Genomic DNA, 16788 nt, shown 5'->3' with positions numbered 1-16788 from the left:
ACGGGGGCGGACACCGCGGCCGTGCACACGACATGCAGATTCCTCGCGGCGGTGGCCGACGCCGCTCTAGCGTCGAGGCGTCGACCGGTCGTCCGGTCGTCCCGTCGTCCCGTCGTCCCGTCGTCCCGTCGTCCCGTCGTCCCGTCTCGTCCACCGTGGAGGAACCGATGACCCGCACCGAGCACCCCTGGCCGTCCCACACCACCGTCACGCTGCCCTGGCGCAGCAGCGTGCGCGGCCCGCGGCACGACCGCGAGACGACGTCGGTGGTGGCGTCGGTCCCGCCGAGCATCGCCCGCCTCCCCTGGTCCCCGGACGCCGACACCGCAGCGCTGCTCGACCGCGCCGCCGCCGCGCTCGTGCACCTCGACGAGCACCACGGCGACCGGCTCGCCGTGCTCGGTCGCGTGCTCGACCGGACCGAGGCCGTCGCGACCTCCCGCATCGAGGACGAGCACGCCACGCTCGACGACCTCGCGCGGGCCGTCGTCGGCGTCCGGGCGAACCGCAGCGCGACGGCGATGGTCCGTGCCGGCGGGGCGATCGAGACGCTCGTGTCCTCCGCGGCGTCCGGGACGATCACTGAACGGGCGCTGCTCGCGGCCCACCACCGGCTCCTGCGCGACGACCCGGTCGACGGCCGGTACGCCGGACGCTGGCGGGACGTGCAGAACTGGATCGGCGGCGGCGCCACGCCCCGGCTCGCGCGCCACGTCCCGCCGCCGGCCGCGCTCGTGCCCGAGCTGATGGACGACCTGTTCGCGTTCCTCCACCGCGACGACCTGCACCCGATCGCGCAGGCGGCCATCGCGCACGCGCAGTTCGAGTCGATCCACCCGTTCACCGACGGCAACGGGCGGATCGGCCGCGCGCTCGTCGCCGCCGTGCTCCGCCGTCGTGGCCTCGCTCGGACCGTCACGGTGCCGGTCGCGACCGCCCTGGTCGCCGAGCGGGACCGGTACTTCTGGCACCTCGACCGGTACCGTCGAGGTGTCGTCGACGAGTGGGTCCGTGACGTCGCGATCGCGATCGGCACGGTGTGCGACGAAGCCACGGTCACGGCGCTGCTCCTCGACGAGGGCGCCCGGACCCTCCTCGACGATCCCGTCGTCACCGAGGACCACCTCGAGCAGCTGCTCGGCGACGACGCCCGCTCGATCGACACCGTGACCGACGACCTCTGCCGGGCCGGGGTGCTGCGGCCGGTGACCGAGCGGCGCCGTCGCCGAGCGTGGCTCGCGGTGGCCGTCGCCGACGAGGTGACGGCCTTCACCGACCGCGTCCACGACGCCGTCACACACCGGGCGAATAGGGTGGGGTGGTGAGCACCGAGCACGCCCAGGCCACCCCGCCCACCGCCGCCAAGCGGCCCGTGACGCGGACCCACCACGGCATCGACTTCGTCGACGACTACGAGTGGCTGCGCGACAAGGAGTCGCCGGACACCCTGGCCTACCTCGAAGCCGAGAACCGCCACACCGAACAGGCGACGGCGCACCTCGACGGACTGCGCGACCGGATCTTCGCCGAGGTGAAGAACCGCGTGCAGGAGACCGACCTCTCGGTGCCCGTCCGCATGGGCGACTGGTGGTACTTCACGCGCACGGCCGAGGGCAGCCAGTACGGCGTGCACTGCCGTGCGCCGATCAGCGGCCCGGACGACTGGACCCCGCCGGCGGTGACCGAGGGCGAAGCGACGCTCCCCGGCGAGCAGGTCGTCCTCGACGGCAACGCGCTCGCGGACGGGCACGACTTCTTCTCGCTGGGTTCCTACGACATCAGCGACGACGGCACACGGCTCGTCTACGGCATCGACGTCGAGGGCGACGAGCGGTACACCCTGCACGTGCGGGACCTCACGACCGGCACCGACCTCGGCGACGAGATCCCGAACACCGGCTCCGGGGCGACGTTCGACCCGTCCGGGCGCTTCGTGTTCTACCCGACCGTCGACGACTCCTGGCGGCCCGACCGCATCTGGCGGCACACCGTGGGCAGCCCGGCGGCCGACGACGTCGTCGTGTTCGAGGAGCCGGACGACCGCTACTGGGTCGGCGTCGGGGTCACCCGGTCGTCGCAGTACATCGTGATCGAGCTCGGGTCGAAGATCACCTCCGAGGCGCTCGTCCTCGACGCGGCCGACCCCACCGGCGAGTTCCAGGTCGTGTGGCCCCGGCGCGAGGGCGTCGAGTACGAGATCGAGCACGCGATCGTGGGCGGCAGCGACCGGTTCCTCGTCCTGCACAACGACGGCGCCGAGAACTTCGAGCTCGTCGACGTCCCCGCGGACGACCCCACGTCGGAGCGCGACCGGCGAGTCGTCGTCGCGCACCACGCCGAGCGTCGGATCGAGGCGGTGGACGCCTTCGCCGGACACCTCGCGCTCGAGTACCGGTCCGAGGCGCTCCCCCGCGTCGCGATCATCCCGATCGAGGGCGACGGCTACGGCGACGCGCACGAGGTCCCCTTCGACGAGGCACTGTTCTCGGCCGGGCTCGGTGGCAACCCGGAGTGGGACCAGCCGACGCTCCGGATCGGGTTCACGTCGTTCGTCACCCCGTCCGAGGTGAGCGACCTCGACCTCGCGACGGGCGAGGTCACGGTCCTGAAGCGTCAGCCCGTGCTCGGCGGCTACGACCCGGCCGACTACGTCCAGGAGCGCGACTGGGCCACCGCCGACGACGGCACCCGCGTGCCGATCTCCCTCGTGTGGCGCCGTGACGCGGTCGACACCGACCGTCCGGCACCGCTGCACCTCTACGGCTACGGCTCGTACGAGCACTCGATCGACCCCGGGTTCAGCGTCATGCGCCTGTCGATGCTCGACCGCGGCGTCGTGTTCGCCGTCGCCCACGTGCGCGGTGGCGGCGAGATGGGTCGGCACTGGTACGAGAACGGCAAGACCCTCACGAAGAAGAACACCTTCTCCGACTTCGTCGCGGTCGCCACGCACCTGATCGACACCGGACGCACCACCGCCGACCGGCTCGTCGCCGAGGGCGGCAGCGCGGGCGGGCTCCTGATGGGCGCTGTGGCGAACCTCGCCCCGGAACGGTTCGCCGGGATCCTCGCGGCGGTGCCCTTCGTCGACGCGTTGACGAGCATCCTCGACCCCGACCTGCCGTTGACGGTCATCGAGTGGGACGAGTGGGGCGACCCGCTGCACGACCCCGAGGTCTACCGGTACATGAGCGAGTACTCGCCGTACGAGAACGTCCGCGACGACGTGCAGTACCCGAAGATCCTCGCCGTGACGTCCATCAACGACACCCGGGTGCTGTACGTCGAGCCCGCGAAGTGGACCGCGAAGCTGCGGGAGGTCGGCGCTCCGGTGCTGCTCAAGACCGAGATGGCAGCGGGGCACGGCGGGGTCAGCGGCCGGTACGCCTCGTGGAAGGAGCGGGCGTTCGAGCTCGCCTGGCTCCTCGACGTCCTGGGGCTGGCGGACGAAGCGCCCGCCGCGTGACGACTTCGTGAGCAGGAATGGTCGGGTTGCCCATCGGCACCCGACCATTTCTGCTCACCAAGCGAGCGCGCGAGCGCCCGCCGCGCGGCGCTCACACGCGGTTGAGCGCGTGCACCGCCTCGTCGTAGGACTCCTCGGCGAGGCGCACCCGATCGCCCGCGAGCACCCCGTACCCGAACGTGCCCTCGCCGCCGCGCTCGGCGATCGCCGCGTTCGTGCGCAGCGTGTCGAGCGCGTGCAGGGAGCGCACCCGCTCGGTGAGGACGTCGGCCGCCGTCCCGATCCGCTTCCACAGTGCGTGCGGGAACGCGTCGTCGCCGAGCACGTCCATCGTCAGGCGCGCGCGCATCGTCGCGTGCCAGGCGGCCTCGGTCGTGGCGCGGTCGGCGGCCTCACGCGCAGCGGCGGTGTCCGAGGTGTCGTCGGCGACCGCGGCGCGCACGAGTTCGCGGACCTCCGGCTTCACCTGGGCGACGACGTCCTGCGCGACCTTCTTCGGCGACCGGAGGGCCCACGCGGTCGGTGCGGGGCGCTCGACCGCGTCGTCGAGGGCGTCGAGGAGCTCGAGGAACGGCTCGCCGTGCAGGAACGCCACGACGTCCCGGACCGACTGGTCGCGACGTTCGCGGGTGGCCGCCAGGATCCGCTCGCGCGTCATCGCGTCGACGAGCTCGTCCTGCGCCGGGGTCGACGCGCGCGGCAGCCGGTCGATGAGGTACTCCGCCAACGCAGCGCGCGCGGTGACGGCGGCGAGTCCGTCCGCCCCCGCGGCAGCGCGGTCGACGGCGTCGCCGGCGGCGAACGCCGGACGGTACGCGCCGAGGATCGCGGCGATCTCGAGGGCGGTCTCGGCCGCCTGCCGGAGGTCGGTGGCGTCGCCGGAGCGGAGCCGCGCCTCCTGGGCGAGGAGCGCGGCGCGGAGCTTCCGCAGCCGCTTCACCAGCACGCGTGCGGTCGTTCCCTTGTCCGGCTTGTCCTCGGCCTGGAGGCGCGGTGCCGGTGCTCCTGCCAGCCCACGTGCCAGCTTGGACGAGACGGCGGCGGGGCCGGCGCCGACGGCGGCGAAGCGCCCGTCGAGCGACGCGAAGAGCTCGTGGGCGACCTGCGGGTCGACGCCGACGACGATCTCGACCTCGACCTCGCGCCAGGTGCGCGGGGTCTCGGGGGCGTCGTCGTCGAGCCGCGTCGCGCGGACCTGGTCGTCGGCGAGCTCGGCGATCTGGTCGCCGTCCTCGTCGAGCAGCCGCGTCACGGTGCGGGTCGTCGTGATCCGGACCACCGGGTGGAGGCCCCGGCCACGGCGCTCGGTGAAGAGTGCGGCGAGGACCTCGTCGGGGACGGTGTCGGCGTCGTCGGTGAGCGGGAAGTGCTGCTCGTGCCGGACGGTGTCGGACGAGGCGCGCTTGATGTGCCAGCCGGCGTCGGGGCCACCGGTCCGGCGGCGCACCGTCACGCGGGCGGCCACGAGGTCGTACCGCTCGGTGTCCCAGTACGTCGCGTCGAGGTCGAACGGCTCCTGGTGCTCGGTGCGGATGATCCCGCCGATGCCGACGAGGTCCGGCAGGGCACCGCCCTCGGGCAGGTCGTAGGTTCGCTCGATCTCGAGGTGCGTGTCGCTCACGCGGTCCTGTCTACCAGGGCTTCCCCGTGTTCCCCGAACCGGCGGGGTTAGCCTGAGCACATGAGCGAGACGATCACCCGCGACGCGTTCGTGCCGGAGGCCGGCGCCGTCACGATGTTCACGACCAGCTGGTGCGGCTACTGCGCGCGCCTGAAGAACCAGATGTCCAAGGCCGGGGTCCCCTACCGCGAGGTCGACATCGAGCAGACGCCCGGCACGGCCGAACTCGTCGCCGAGGTCAACGGCGGCAACCAGACCGTGCCGACGCTGGTGTTCCCCGACGGCAGCACGGCGACGAACCCCTCGCTCGCCGAGGTCCAGTCGCGCATCTGACGCCGCGGGCGCCCACGTCGAACCACGAAACCGACATCGAACCAGGCCGAAGCCCCGGTTCGATGTCGGTTTCGTGGTTCGTAGCCGGGCGCGCCGGGCGCGCCGCACGCGCCGGACGGCGCCGGCCCTAGCCGCGCTCCAGCGCCTCGGTCAGCAGCGCCGCCATCGCGTCGAGCTGGATGTCGCCGGAGTCGACGATCTCCTCGTCCGAGCCGTCGAGCGCGCGGGCGGCCAGGGACGCCTTCGAGTCGATGAGCTCGGCGATCTTGGTGTCGATCGTCTGGGCGGCGATGATGCGCCACGCCGTGACGGGCTCCTCCTGCCCGATGCGGTGCACGCGGTCGATCGCCTGGGTCTGCTCGGCGCTCGTCCACGACAGCTCGGCGAGCACGACGTTCGACGACACCTGCAGGTTCAGGCCGACGCCGGCCGCGGTGAGCGAGCAGACGATCACGGCGACGTCGGGGTCGTTCACGAACGAGTCGATCTCGGCCGTGCGCTGCGCCGGCGTCTGGTCGCCCCGGACCGTCGCGGTGCGGAGGTGTCGACGGGCGAACACCTCTTCCGCCTGGTCCATGACGTCGAGGTGCTTCGCGAAGAACACGACCTTGCCGACGTTCGAGGCGAGCTGCGCCGCGTAGTCCGCCGCGAGCTGTGCCTTGGCCCGACCGATGCGCCGCACCATCGAGAACACGTTCTCCCCGGTCGGCGAGGCGTCCTGGTCCTCGAGCTCCCAGCGCGCGACCTGGCGGACGAGCTTGTGGTCGATGCCGACGACCGGGTCCTGCCCGGTGCGGGCGTCGAGCGCCTGGTGGTACCGCTTGACGAGCTTCGCGGTGAGCTCGCGCTCGGCGTCGCGGATCGAGCGGCCGACCTCGTCGTCGAGTTCGACGGGGATGTCGGCGATCCGACGTGCCGGGATGTCCGCGGCGACGTCGACCTTGCGGCGGCGGACGATGCCCTGGTCGATGACGGCCTTGCGGGCCTCGACGAAGAACCCGGGGTCGGCCGGCGTCAGGCCGATCTCCTCGAGCTCGTTCATGAGCTTGGCGCGCGGCTTCTTGTCGTCGATCCAGCCGAGGTACTCCCAGATGGTGCGGAAGTCCTCGACCGAGTTGATCAGCGGCGTACCGGTGAGGGCCATCAGCAGCGGCGACGCGGTGCGCGACCGGATCGCCTCGGCGAGCTGCAGCACGAACTTCGAGCGCTGCGAGTCCTTGTTCTTGATGAAGTGCGCCTCGTCGACGACCATGCCCTTGAACCCGAAGTTCCCGAGCCAGCCGGCGTGCCGGTCGAGGATCTCGTAGTTCACGATGACGATGTCGGCGAACCCGTCGAGGTCGTCCCCGTCGCCGTGGATGACCGTGGCGGTGCGGTTCGGGACCCAGCGGGCGGCCTCCCGCTTCCAGTTCGTCTTGACGACGTTCGGCACGACGACCAGCAGCGGGAAGGCGTTCGCGGCCTCGGCGGCGAGGAGCGACTGCGCGGTCTTGCCGAGGCCGGGCTCGTCGGCGAGCAGGAACGTGCGGTGGCCCTGCGCCGCGGCGGCGATGAGCTCCGCCTGGTGCTTCATGAGCGTGGTGCCCGACCGCGAGTGCAGCGTCGTGGGCTCCGGCAGCGGCATCGTCGCCGCTCCCCCGCCCGCGCCGTACTCGAACGACTTGAACAGCGGGCCGAACAGCTCCCAGTTCGCCAGGCGACGCGGGTGCGCGACGGGCTGGTCGGCGAGCGCGAAGTCCGGCGGCAGGAACGGGTTCGCGAGCTGTCGCTGCACGACCGCCTGCGGCACGACCGCACGCACCGGACTCTCCACCGTCGGCGAGGGCTCCGCCGCGATGACGAGTTCCTCGGGCTGCAGCTCCATGCCGCCCGCGATCATCATGTCGCGCTTCACGGTGCGGGTCGTCTCGCTGACCGACGCCTCTTCCGTGAGGAGCTGGATCACGCTGGTGTCCCGCGCCGCGGTCTTCGCGAGGATCGTCGCGACGCCGTCGAGCCGCTTGAGCTGCTCGGCGCGCTGCGAGTCGGTGAGTTCGGTGTCCGCCTTGACCCGTGCGCGTTCCTCGCGCATGAGCAGGGCGACCGCCTGGAACTTCGAACGGTTCGACGCCTTGAGCGGTCCACGCTGCGCCGCCGCCTCGACCTCGCGCACGGCGCGGGCGAGCACGGGGATGACGCCGTCGTTGTCGAGCGGCCTGGTGCGACGCGACGCGGTCCGCGTCCCGCCGGCTGCTCGCCGGGTGCCTGATCGAGCCAACGCTCCTCCTGTTCCGCCCGTTCGTGCGGGCGAGCCGCCCCGCGGGGCGGAAGTCCTGAACCGGCGCCTGGCACGGCTCCGGTGTTCCGGGGGCCACCGTGGCCCACCGCTTCGCCGGTCCCCGTCCGGGGGACGTGGAGTCCCGCGGACCGTTCCCATCGCGGCCACCGGGTGGGGCCGGATGCGACGGTCCGCGCCGGGATCCGGCGCCGTCACACGCACGTGATGCCCCCTCGGAGCGATCACGGACCCGGTTCCCACGTCGGTCAAGTGACCGACTGCTGCGTCCGGAATCGACGCGGCACGCGGGAACGCGGTGCGTGCGCGCTCAGTTTACTCCCCGACCACCGACGGAGGCGACTCGACGACGCCCGCGCGAGTCGCGCCTCCTGGGATCCGCCCGCTGTCGGGTCCAGGAGGCGCGGCGCGGACCCGTCCCGCGACCGGCGTCGCGCAGGTGGTCGCGTCAGGCCTGTGGTGCGGAGCGCGGGCGGAGAAGCCCGTCGGACGGGACGATCGGCGTCGCCTCCGCGAGGGCCGCCTGCGTCGCCGCCAGCAGCTGCTCCGCCGTGTGGATGCCGTTCGCGGAACCGGTCGTGGCCTGGCCGCCGGCGTGCGCGAGCAGTTGCGCGCCGATCGCCGGGCCGATCCGGTCCGACTGGTCGGGGTTGCGCGCGATCCAGTCGCGCGCGACGGCGTCGGCGAGGCGTTCGGCGGCCGCCCCGCGCTCCGCGTCGCCGCGCGACCGGTGCCACAGCCCCGTGACGACGAGGTGCGCCACCACGGCACCGATGTCGCGCACCGGGTAGCCCCAGCCCGCCGTGTCGATGTCGAGCAGGCCGGAGATGCGCCACGGCTCGTCCTCGTCGACGAAGACCTGCTCGAGGTGCAGGTCGCCGTGCACGACCTGCTTCGTCGCGGTCGCCCAGCCGATCGAGCGTCGTCCGATGGCGTCGTAGAGCGCGTCGATCTCCTCGGCGTCCTGCGGCAGCGCGGCGACGAGGGTGCGGCGGTGCCAGTCGGCGTGGTCCATCGCGTCGGCGCGGGCCTGTTGCGTCATCGGGACCGTCGCGATCCGCCCGGTGAGCGCGGCGAGGGAGGCCACGAAGCGCGGGTCGTCCGCGATCTCGAGGATGCGACTGCCGGCGGGGACCCCGCGGATGCGTTCGAGGACGAGCAGACCGTCCCCACGGCTCGACAGCACCCGCGGCACCGGCAGTCCGGCGGCGACGAACTGCTCGTGCGACTTCTCGATCGGGGCCACCCGGTGCGGACGCACGACCTTGAGGAAGAGGGTCCCCTCGGCGGCGTCGACCCGCACCACGGCACGCTTGCCCGGTCGGTACGCCGCGACCGTGAGCGTCGGGTCGGTGACCGGCATGCCGAGCGTCGTGAGGAGCTCGGCGACGGCGTCGCGGTACGTCACCTGGGGCAGCACCGGCAGCCCGGGGTCGTTCGGGTACGCCCACACCGAGACCGGCTCACCCGTCGCGGGGTCGGTGACGATCGCGCTGTTCTGGTCGTGGGTCCCGCCGGTGTCGACGTAGGTCAGGACCGTGGCGCGCTGGCCGTTGCGGTCCACGGTGTCGACCTCGTAGCCGTACAGGTAGCCGTTGCCCGAGGGTTCGACCGAGTGCGCGCGTGCGGCCACCACAGAGGTCCCGGAGCCGGCGAAGGCCTGCGGGATGACGCGCTCATGGTTGGGCCACACGAGACCAGTCAACCGGACGGGGCGGGATTCGTCGCGTTCGTGCACGGCTCGGCGCGCGCACCGTGGCTACCGTGGTCGTCGTGAACCCGGTCGCGCGTCTCCGCAGCTCCAGTCGCACGCCGTTCCTGCAGGTCGTCAAGACCGCGGTCGCGGTGGTCGCCGCCGTGCTGCTGTGCCGGGTGCTCATCGACGGCCCGTTCCCGACCTTCGCCGCGATCGCCGCACTGCTCGTGGTGCAGCCGAGCATCAACCAGTCGTTCGTGAAGGGACTCGAGCGCAGCGCCGGGGTCGTCCTCGGGGTCGTGCTCGCCACCGGGTTCCACCTGCTGCTCGGCGACACCGTGTGGGTCGTCCTGCTCGTCATCGTGCTCGCGATCCTCATCGCGTGGGCGCTGCGGCTCACCCCGACCTCGGCGACGCAGGTCGGCATCAGCGGCATGCTCGTGCTGACCGCGGGCGTCGTCACGCCGAACTACTCGGCCGACCGGATCCTCGAGACCGTCCTCGGAGCGATCGTCGCCCTCATCGTGAACGCGCTCATCGTGCCGCCGGTGCTGCTCGGTCCGGCGCACCTCGCGGTCGCACGGCTCGCCCGGGACACCGCCGCCGCGTTCGAGCGGGTCGCGATCGGGCTCACCGAGGGGTGGGCCCAGGACCGCTGGCACGAGGCGCTCCTGCAGGCCCGGGCGCTCCGGCAGCAGCACGCCCGCGCCGAGGCGTCGCTCACCGCGGCCCGGGAGTCCCTCACGATGAACCCGCGCGGCGGCCGGCACCGGACCGTCCTCGACGAGGACATCGTCGTGGCCGAACACCTGCGTGTGCTCGTCACCCGGGTCACCGGCATGACCCGGGCGATCCAGGACAACACGGCGCCCGACCTCCGGGCCGACCCCGTCGTCGGGAGCATCGCCACCGAGGTCGCCCGGATCGCGGCCGACGTCCGAGCGCTCAGTGCCCGGGTCGCCGCGAAGGAGGTGCCCGTGTCGACCGCCGCGTCCCCTCGGCCCCGGTGGTCGGTGCCGACGTCGCCGCAGCACGACGAGGACGTCGCGGAGCCGGCACTCACGGCGCCGCTCGAGGTGATCCGGCCGAACTCGCGGCACTGGATCCTGATCGGGGCGCTGCTCGAGGACATCCGGCGCGTGCGCGAGGAGCTGCTCGGCGAGGACGACTGACGCGGCCCGTGGGCGGGCGCGTGCGCGTGCGGGCGCGTGCGCGTGCGGGCTCGTGGCGCGTCAGCGCGCGGCGGAGGCCGCCTCGGCCGCCGAGTGCACGATGTCGTCCCAGATCGTCGCCGTCGGCACGGTCGAGTCGCTCGAGACGACCTCGACGCTCGCGAACCGGCTGATCTCGGCCACGACGGCATCGGCCCCCGCGGCACGAGCAGCGACGCTCGCGATGTCCGGGACCGCCGCCCGGAGTTCGGCGACCACACGGTCGCGGCTGTCGTCCTCCATGTCGCCGAGCACGCCGATGCCCTTCCAAGCGGCGTCGAGCTCGGCACGCAGACGGACGAGGGCCGGGTGTTCCGGCATGTCGTTCATGGTGCCCCCACTGCGGATGTGACGTCGGGTACGCCGCTTCCGGTGCGCGAGCATAGCAACGAAGCAAGCAGTCCTCACGTCCCACGAACGGGGGACAGACCGTTCTACCTGTCCGACCGCCGTGACTGTGACGAGATTCAGCGAGTTCAGCCGTGGGATCTCCCGCATGTACAGGTTCGATGCCACGATGGGGTCGAGGAGGTCGCTATGCGCCTGTTGGTGGTCGAAGACGATGACGAGATGCGCGCGCTCATGGAACGTGGGCTCGCGGCAGAGGGGTACCGCGTCACCGCGGTCGAGAACGGGGTCGAGGCGCTGATCGCGCTCGGCGACCAGGCGTTCGACCTGGCCGTCGTGGACGTCATGATGCCCGGCATGTCCGGCTTCGAGCTCGCCCGACGCATCCGCGAGCGCGAGGACCCGGTCCGGATCCTCCTCGTGACCGCGCGGGACGCCGTGGACGACCGCGTGTTCGGCCTCGACGCCGGCGCCGACGACTACCTCACGAAGCCGTTCGCCTTCGCCGAGCTCACCGCTCGCCTCCGCGCCCTCGGTCGTCGCGAGTCCGCCGGCGCCCCGCGCACCATCGAGGTGGGCGACGTCGCGATCGACTCCGAGGCACGTCGCATCCTGATCAAGGGCCAGCGGGTCGCCGTGAGCCCCACCGAGTTCGCGCTCCTCCGGCTGCTCGCACGGTCGGTGGGCACCGTGGTCGACCGCCCGAAGATCCTCGAAGAGGTCTGGGACGGCTCGCAGCACGTCGACCCGAACGTCGTCGAGCAGTACATCTCGTACCTCCGCAAGAAGCTGACCTCGCACGAGGCGACGGTCGCGATCTCCACCGTGCGCGGCCGCGGCTACCGGCTCGATCTGCTCGGAGCGTGACCGGTTCCGGGCGTGGCCTGATCCGTCCGCTGCGGAACCTGTCGCTCCGCGCTCGGATCACCATCGGGTCCACGGCGATCGCGGCGGTGGTCATCGTGCTGCTCGTGCTCGTCATGCGGTTCCAGGTCGTCAGCGTCGTCGCGAGTGCCACGCGCACGCTGCTCGACGCGGACGCCGACCCGTACGTGGCCACGCTCGAGGTCGACAGCGATCCCGACCTGTCCCCGCCGGGCAACGCGCAGCTCGTGGCCGTGGTCTCGCCGTCCGGTGACATCGCCCTGTCGACCATGCCGCCCCGCGTCGAGCGCGCGCTCGGCAGCCTCACCGAGACGAAGGCCGGGACGTCCCTCATCCGGGTCGCCGGCTCGGAGTACCGCGTCGTCGTCGAGCACCCCGTCAACCAGGCGGGTCGGTGGACGGTCGTGGCGGCCCGCAACTCGCAGGCCGAGGCGATCGTCGTCGACGACCTCACCTCGACGCTGTCGCTCACCGGGCTCGCGATCCTGGTCGCGTTCGGCGTCGCCTCGTGGGTGCTCGCGACCGCCGCCCTGCGCCCGGTGAACCGGATGCGCCGCGAAGCCGAGCGCCTCTCCGTCGCCCCCGAACGCGCCGAACTGCCGGTCGGTCCGGCCCAGGACGAACTCGCGTCGCTGGCGACGACCCTCAACGCCTTCCTCGCCCGGACACGCCAGGCCACCGAGCGCGAGCGCCAGATGGTCTCGGACGCGAGCCACGAACTCCGCACACCCCTCGCGATCCTGACGACCCAGCTCGACCTGGCGTCCCTCGACGGGGACGACGCGGCCGCCCTCGCCGCCCACATCGAGCGCGCGAAGCTCAGCGTCGCGCGGCTGTCCCGCCTGGCGAACGACCTGCTCGCGCTGTCCCGCATCGAGGAGTCCGAGCGCCGCGAACAGGACGGCGCCGAGCAGCAGCCCACGGGCTGGTCGGACCTCGGCGACGAGGTCATGAGTGCCGTCGACCGCGTCCGGCTCATCGCGTCCGCCAAGGACATCACCGTCGACTTCGACCTGGAGTCCCCGGTCGCCGTCGGGGGTTCCGGCCCGGGCATCGGCGGCGGCACCGTGGAACCGCGGTACCGACTCGACACCGGTGGCATGGCGCAGCTCGTCACGAACATCGCCGGCAACGCGGTCTCGGCACTCCCCCGCGGCGGCGGCGTCTTCGTCTCGTGGCGCAGTGCCGGCGGCGAGGGGATCCTGCAGATCACGGACGACGGCCCCGGCGTGCCGGAGTCGTTCATCCCCGTCGCCTTCGACCGGTTCACCCGCCCCGACGAGGCCCGGAAGTCCCGCCCGAACCCCGACCCCGCGACCGGCACGATCCCCCTGCCGGGTGGTTCCGGACTCGGGCTCGCGATCGTGCGGGCCGTGGCGGAGCGTGCGGGCGGGACGGCATCGCTCCGCAATGTGCGGTCCGGCGGGCTCGAGGTCACGATCCGCATCCCCGAGGTGCAGTAGCCGGACGGTCACTGGAAGTCCCTCGACCGGGTGCGGACCGACAGGGACAGGTGTTCGATCCGGTCGGCCACCAGGTTCACGACCCCGTCCGGCGACCGCTCGAGGATCCCCCGCACGATCACGGCCGGCGCCTCGCGCGCGACCCGTCGGTACCGCCCCCACACCCCGACGCTGCAGATCACGTTCACCAACCCGGTCTCGTCCTCGACGTTCATGAACGTGATGCCGGACGCCGTCGCCGGACGCTGCCGGTGCGTCACGATCCCCCCGACCTCGACCCGCCGTCCGGTCTCGGCCGTCGCGGTGTCCTGGACGCTGAGCACCCCGCGGGCCACGAGGCCGTCACGGACGTGCCGCACGGGATGGTCGTCCGTCGTCATCCCCGTCGACCACATGTCCGCGATGAGGACGTCACCGCTGGTCATCTGCCCGAACAGCGGCGGCTGCACCGTCACCTGGGTGTCGGGCAGCTGGTCGGGACGCTCGGCCGCGGCCTGTGCTGCCGACCACATCCCACCGCGCCGGTCGACCCCGATCGACGCGAAGGCGTCGGCGGCGGCGAGCGCCTCGAGCTGCGCCGTGGTCAGGCCGACACGGCGAGCGAGGTCGGACATGTCGGTGAAGGGACCGTGGGCATCCCGCTCGGCGACGATCTTCTCGGCGCTCTTCCGGCCGAGCGAGGAGACCTCGGCCAGCCCGAGACGGACAGCGAAGGCGCCGTCCCGCCGGTGCCGCGCCGTGTCGTCGGGCGTGGCCTTGTCGAACGGCAGCACCGGGGGCTGTTCCTCGGCCAGGCAGTCGTCGTGACCCGTCGCGTGGACGTGCGCCGCGCCTCCTGGACCGCCGTCGGCGTCGTCGTCGGCGGCGTCGTCGTCGTGCAGCGGCTCCAACGTGGCGTCCACGCCGGAGCGCAGGATGTCCGGTCGCAGGACGGTGACCCCGTGCCGACGGGCGTCGGCCACCAGGGTCTGGGGTGAGTAGAACCCCATCGGCTGCGCACGGAGCAGCGCGGCGAGGAAGGCTCCGGGGTAGTGCAGCCGCATCCACGCGCTCGCGTAGACGATGAGCGCGAAGCTGATGGAGTGGCTCTCCGCGAAGCCGAAGTTCGCGAACGCCTGGATCTTGGCGTAGATGGCGTCGGCGTCCTCGCCGTGGATGTCGTTCGCGGCCATCCCGGCGTAGAGCTTCTCGCGGAGCCGGTCGATCTTCTCGTGCCCGCGCTTCGACCCCATCGCACGCCGGAGCAGGTCGGCGTCGTCCCCCGAGCACCCGCCCACCGCGATCGCCATCTGCATCAGTTGTTCCTGGAAGAGCGGGACGCCGAGGGTCCGCTCGAGCACGGGTTCGAGCGACGGGTGGATGTACGTGATCGGCTCTTCGCCCGTGCGCCGCCGGATGTACGGGTGGACTGCGCCACCCTGGATCGGCCCGGGGCGCACCAGGGCGACCTCGATGACGAGGTCGTAGAAGCGCCGCGGCAGCAGTCGGGGCAGCGTCCCCATCTGCGCTCGGGACTCCACCTGGAACACCCCGATGGTGTCCGCGCGGCACAGCTGGTCGTAGACGCCCTGTTCCTCCTTCGGGATGGAGTGCATGTCCCACCGCTCCCCGCAGTGCTCGTCGGCGAGGTCGAACGAGTACTGCAGCGCGGCGAGCATGCCGAGCCCGAGCATGTCGAACTTCACGAGCCCCATGTAGGCGCAGTCGTCCTTGTCCCACTGCAGCACCGTCCGGCCGTCCATGCGGGCTTGCTCGATCGGCACGACCTCGCCCACGGGCCGGTCGGTGAGGACCATGCCGCCGGAGTGGATGCCGAGGTGCCGGGGGAACCCGAGCACCTGCTGCGCCATGTCGACCACGGTGTCGGGGATGTCGTGGTCTTGGCTCTCGGTCACCGAGCCCCAGCGTTCGACCTGCTTCGACCAGGCGTCCTGCTGCCCGGGGCTGTGGCCGAGCGCCTTCGCCATGTCCCGCACGGCGCCCTTCGGCCGGTAGGTGATGACGTTCGCGACCTGTGCGGCGTTGAACCGGCCGTACTTCTCGTAGACGTACTGGATGACCTCTTCACGCCGGTCGGAGTCGAAGTCGACGTCGATGTCGGGTTCCTCGTCGCGCATGGCCGACAGGAAGCGCTCGAACGGCAGCCCGTAGCGGATCGAGTCGACCGCGGTGATCTCGAGCAGGTAGCAGACCGCCGAGTTCGCCGCCGAGCCGCGGCCCTGGCAGAGGATGCCGCGCTCACGGGCGTACTGCACCATGTCCCGCACGATGAGGAAGTAGCCGGGGAAGTCCTTGTCCTCGATCACCGAGAGCTCGCGTTCGATGCGCTCGCGCTTCTGCGGGTCGACACCGTCGGCACTGCCGGGGTAGAACCGGCGGGCGCCGCGCCAGGTGAGCTCCCGCAGCCAGGACATCGTGGTGTGCCCGTCGGGGACGTCGATGTCGGGCAACCCGGGCTTGACCGTCTTCAGCCGGAACCCGAGCTCGTCGGCGAGTTCGACGCTGTGCTCGATCGCCCCGGGGTAGCGGGCGAACCGCCGGGCCATCTCGGCCCCCGAGCGGAGGTGGGCCGTCGGCGCGGCCGGCAGCCAGCCGTCGATCTCGTCGAGACTGCGGCGGGCCCGGACCGCGGCGAGCGCCGTCGCCACCGGGAAGCGGTCCGGGGTGGCGTAGTGCACGTTGCCCGTGGCCACCGTGGGCAGCGCGTGCTTCGCGGCGAGCGCGGCCAGGGCGTCGTTCCGCGCGGTGTCCATCGGGTCGCCGTGGTCGGTGAGCTCGACGACGACCCCCGCCGTGCCGAACCGGTCGAGCAGGGCGCGCAGGGCGTCCTCGGCCGCGGACTCGCCCCCGCGCTCGAGCGCCTGCCGGACGGCCCCCTTGCGGCACCCGGTCAGGACGCGCCAGTGCCCGTCCGACCGTGCTGCGAGGTCGTCGAGGTCGTACCGGGGTCGTCCCTTCTCGGCGCCGGCGGCCAGGTGCGCCCGGGTGACGGCACCGGCGAGCCGGTGGTACCCGTCCTGCCCGTCCGCCAGCAGGAGCAGGTGCGTGCCCTCGGGGTCGGGTACGCCGTTCTGCGGTTCGGTCAGCCCGAGGGACAACTCGGTGCCGTACACCGTGGCGACGGTCGGGTAGGCCTCGGCCACCTCGGCCATGCGCGCGGCACCGTAGAAGCCGTCGTGGTCGGTGAGGGCGAGCCCGTGCAGGTGCAACCGAGCGGCCTCTTCGAAGAGCTGTTCCGGGCCGCTCGCGCCGTCGAGGAAGCTGAACGTCGAGTGCGCGTGCAGCTCGGCGTACGGCACGACCGGCACGTTCGTGTCGTCGGCCACCGGCGGGGTCGTCGGCGCGTAGGGCTCGCGCTTGCGGGACCACGCGGGGCTGTCCCCGCCGTCGCCGTCGTGCGTGCTGCCGGGGCTCCGCTTGTCGGACAGCGCACGTTCGAACTGGGACCACGGGATCGGCGGGTTGCTGTACCCCATCAGTGTTCCCCCGT

11 protein-coding genes are annotated in these 16788 nt (G+C 72.4%); 6 read left to right on the top strand and 5 right to left on the bottom strand.

The genetic code is table 11. From position 1 onward, the window contains the following. Positions 1-167: 167 nt before the first annotated feature. Together ACIPEP_RS15050 and ACIPEP_RS15045 are read left to right on the top strand one after the other, a co-directional pair. Positions 168-1325 (top strand): Fic family protein, encoded by a 1158-nt coding sequence (locus ACIPEP_RS15050; protein WP_402717698.1) that lies wholly within the window; start codon positions 168-170, stop codon positions 1323-1325. After that, on the top strand, positions 1322-3466 hold the full coding sequence (locus ACIPEP_RS15045) for a S9 family peptidase (RefSeq protein ID WP_071301750.1): 2145 nt from the start codon (positions 1322-1324) through the stop codon (positions 3464-3466). The genes ACIPEP_RS15050 and ACIPEP_RS15045 overlap by 4 nt, the downstream gene beginning before the upstream one ends. Before the next feature lie 91 nt (positions 3467-3557). On the opposite strand, the gene ACIPEP_RS15040 is transcribed toward ACIPEP_RS15045, so the two are convergent. Further along, positions 3558-5087 (bottom strand): CYTH domain-containing protein, encoded by a 1530-nt coding sequence (locus ACIPEP_RS15040; RefSeq protein WP_402717697.1) that lies wholly within the window; start codon positions 5085-5087, stop codon positions 3558-3560. 60 nt (positions 5088-5147) lie between these two features. Between ACIPEP_RS15040 and ACIPEP_RS15035 the strand changes: the two genes are divergently transcribed. Next, positions 5148-5420: a mycoredoxin gene (locus ACIPEP_RS15035; protein ID WP_070416538.1), complete on the top strand. Its 273-nt coding sequence runs from the start codon at positions 5148-5150 to the stop codon at positions 5418-5420. Positions 5421-5547: 127 nt separating this feature from the next. Here the strand turns inward: ACIPEP_RS15035 and ACIPEP_RS15030 are convergent, their stop codons facing one another. Together ACIPEP_RS15030 and ACIPEP_RS15025 are read right to left on the bottom strand one after the other, a co-directional pair. After that, a complete protein-coding gene (locus tag ACIPEP_RS15030) occupies positions 5548-7677 on the bottom strand; it encodes a DEAD/DEAH box helicase (RefSeq protein WP_070416539.1) in 2130 nt (709 codons plus the stop codon). Between the two features lie 466 nt (positions 7678-8143). Next, entirely contained in the window at positions 8144-9388 is a 1245-nt protein-coding gene (locus ACIPEP_RS15025; protein WP_071295406.1) for an aminoglycoside phosphotransferase family protein, read from the bottom strand. 80 nt (positions 9389-9468) lie between these two features. On the opposite strand from ACIPEP_RS15025, the gene ACIPEP_RS15020 reads away from it, so the two are divergent. Further along, positions 9469-10563: an aromatic acid exporter family protein gene (locus ACIPEP_RS15020; RefSeq protein ID WP_402717696.1), complete on the top strand. Its 1095-nt coding sequence runs from the start codon at positions 9469-9471 to the stop codon at positions 10561-10563. A gap of 60 nt (positions 10564-10623) precedes the next feature. Here ACIPEP_RS15020 and ACIPEP_RS15015 read toward each other — a convergent pair whose 3' ends face one another. Continuing rightward, positions 10624-10923, bottom strand: coding sequence for a hypothetical protein (locus ACIPEP_RS15015; protein WP_139199160.1), 300 nt, complete (start codon positions 10921-10923; stop codon positions 10624-10626). Between the two features lie 216 nt (positions 10924-11139). On the opposite strand from ACIPEP_RS15015, the gene ACIPEP_RS15010 reads away from it, so the two are divergent. Continuing rightward, a complete protein-coding gene (locus tag ACIPEP_RS15010) occupies positions 11140-11817 on the top strand; it encodes a response regulator transcription factor (RefSeq protein ID WP_070416542.1) in 678 nt (225 codons plus the stop codon). Next, entirely contained in the window at positions 11814-13298 is a 1485-nt protein-coding gene (locus tag ACIPEP_RS15005) for a cell wall metabolism sensor histidine kinase WalK (RefSeq protein WP_083294996.1), read from the top strand. Before ACIPEP_RS15010 ends, ACIPEP_RS15005 begins: the two co-directional genes overlap by 4 nt. An 8-nt stretch (positions 13299-13306) precedes the next feature. On the opposite strand, the gene ACIPEP_RS15000 is transcribed toward ACIPEP_RS15005, so the two are convergent. Beyond that, positions 13307-16774, bottom strand: coding sequence for an error-prone DNA polymerase (locus ACIPEP_RS15000; RefSeq protein WP_402717695.1), 3468 nt, complete (start codon positions 16772-16774; stop codon positions 13307-13309). Between the last annotated feature and the right edge of the window lie 14 nt (positions 16775-16788).

This window comes from Curtobacterium sp. NPDC087082 (assembly GCF_044745045.1).
In the GTDB taxonomy this organism is placed as follows: domain Bacteria; phylum Actinomycetota; class Actinomycetes; order Actinomycetales; family Microbacteriaceae; genus Curtobacterium.
The sequence above is the reverse complement of the archived record's forward strand: the minus strand, read 5'-3'. Positions and strand labels throughout refer to the sequence as shown.